At 68.8% G+C, this 711-nt stretch carries 1 protein-coding gene; it reads left to right on the top strand.

From position 1 onward, the window contains the following. A partial coding sequence (locus L995_RS33920; RefSeq protein ID WP_047472981.1) for a hypothetical protein occupies nucleotides 1-711 on the top strand: 711 nt, incomplete at both ends.

Below are 711 nucleotides of genomic sequence, written 5' to 3'. Positions count from 1 at the left end.
GATGCTGCTGCCCAGCCCCCGGACGCTGGCGCAGAGCCTGCGGGCCTGCCGGATGTTGCAACCTACGGCGCCGCCATCGACCAGATGGTGCGGCCAGCGAGCCAGCAGCAGTACCGGGATGCTCTGGCGCGGGCCCAGGACGAGTCCCTGACCCCCGAAGACCGGAAGGCCGCGGCGGATTCATTGCATCAGGCGTTCAACCCGGATCTGTTCCAGCAGGTCGGCGAGAACCAGGCCGATGGAGAAGTGCCGTCTGGCCTGTCGACGGTGCGCGATGAATTCGTGCGGCAGCTGGCCGCTCAGCAAGAGCCGGTCATCGACGAGGCCCGGCTGCGCGAGCAGGGCATCACGCCCGCCCCGCAACTGGATACCACGCGCATTGATGCTGCCATTGGCGCGCAGCGTCCTTCCGAGGAAATGGGCTTGGATCCTGCTGCTGGCTCGCTGTCCGCAGCTGCTGCCCTGGCCGTGGACTCCGGCGCGGCTGCGCAGGCCCAGCAGGCCAGTGCCATGGCCCAGGCCGCAGAGCAGGCGGAACGCGCACCAGCCAAGAAGAAGGCATCCGAGCGCCGGGTAACTGCAGATCCTGCCACCGGCGAGATCGAGGGCGGGGCCATGGCCACCTGGACAGATGAAGACCTGTCCAACGCATTCCGCTCTGCCCAGGCCAAGAACGTGCGCCTGCAGCTGGCGCGCGAGCTGTCGCGCCGC

This window comes from Delftia sp. ZNC0008 (genome assembly GCF_000799035.1).
GTDB classification, from domain to species: Bacteria; Pseudomonadota; Gammaproteobacteria; order Burkholderiales; family Burkholderiaceae_C; genus Comamonas; species Comamonas tsuruhatensis.
Note: the sequence above shows the minus strand (reverse complement) of the source record. Positions and strands in the feature narration are given on the sequence as shown.